1 protein-coding gene is annotated in these 1,343 nt (G+C 69.9%); it reads left to right on the top strand.

Annotation, left to right across the window (positions count from 1 at the left end):
• Positions 1-234 precede the first annotated feature (234 nt).
• Positions 235-1,326, top strand: a complete 1,092-nt coding sequence (locus tag EBN88_RS29855) for an IS110 family RNA-guided transposase (protein ID WP_407703481.1) — start codon at positions 235-237, stop codon at positions 1,324-1,326.
• The last annotated feature ends 17 nt before the right edge of the window (positions 1,327-1,343 follow it).

The following is a 1,343-nucleotide window of genomic DNA, read 5'->3' as shown; positions in this document are numbered from 1 at the left end:
CTGACAGTAAGGATGTTCATGGACGTCTCCCGGCGAGGTCTGACCCAACGCCTGACTGACTTCGGGTCTTCAACGGGATCTGTCGGCCTGTGCCGGGAGACGTCCGTACGCATCCACCGGCCTGGGCTTTGTGACCTTGTAAGAGCCTGGCCAGAGGTCTCACTACTGTCTTGTCCGCTGTCCCGGGCCGGTGGGTGCTTGCCCGCCCCTGGTACGACGACGGCAAGGACGGCAGTGACCACCATCGCACAACCCGCCATAGAGATCACCGGCGGCGTCGACACCCACAAGGACACCCACACCGCCGCGGTTATCGACGCCGCGGGCCGGGAGCTGGGCTCGCGCCAGTTCCCGACCACCCCCGTCGGCTACCGGGCCCTGCTGGCCTGGCTGCGCTCGTTCGGCACGCTGGTGATGGTCGGGATCGAGGGCACCGGCGTCTACGGAACAGGGCTTGCCCGCCTCCTGGCCCAGGAGGACGTCCCGATGGCGGAGATCGACCGGCCGGACCGCAAGTCCCGCCGCTGGCAGGGCAAGTCCGACCCCGTCGACGCCTATGCCGCCGCGCGTGCGGCTCTCGCCCGGCGCCGCACCGGCGTCCCCAAGCAGCGAGACGGCCGGGTCGAGGCCCTGCGCTCGCTGCGGGTGGCCCGCCGCAGTGCCGTCCAGCACCGCGCCGATCTGGTCCGCAGGATCAAGGCCCTGGTCATCACCGCCCCGGACGAGGTCCGCACCGCCCTGCGCCGCCTGGCGGACAAGGACCTCCTGGCCGTCTGCGCGGGGTTCCGCCCGGACGCCGGGCGGATGGCCGAGCCGTCCGTCGCGGCCAAGGCCGCGCTACGGTCCCTGGCCCGCCGTCACCGTGATCTGACCACGGAGATCGCTGAGCTGGACGAGCTGATCGCCCCGCTGGTCGAGCAGGCCGCCCCCGATCTGCTGGCCCTCAACGGTGTCGGACACGAAGTCGCCGGCCAGCTCCTGGTCACCGCCGGGCAGAACCCCGAGCGTCTGAAGTCCGAGGCCGCGTTCGCCATGCTGTGCGGCGTCGCGCCCCTGCCGGCATCGTCCGGCCGCACCCACCGCCACCGCCTCAACCGAGGTGGCGACCGGCAGGCCAACTCCGCTCTGCACCGCATCGTCATCTGCCGCCTGCGCTGGGACCAGCGAACCAAGACCTACGTGGAACGGCGCACGAAGGAAGGGATGTCGAAGAAGGAGATCATGCGCTGCCTCAAACGCTACGTCGCCCGCGACGTCTTCCACGCCCTCACCAGGCAAAACACCCGCGCAACGACTCCTGATCAACCGCTAAGAGCCGCTGCTTGACATCCGTAAGAGCATCC

This window comes from Streptomyces triticirhizae, from assembly GCF_003696235.1.
Taxonomy (GTDB): Bacteria; Actinomycetota; Actinomycetes; order Streptomycetales; family Streptomycetaceae; genus Streptomyces; species Streptomyces triticirhizae.
This window is presented reverse-complemented; position numbering and strand designations above follow the sequence as displayed.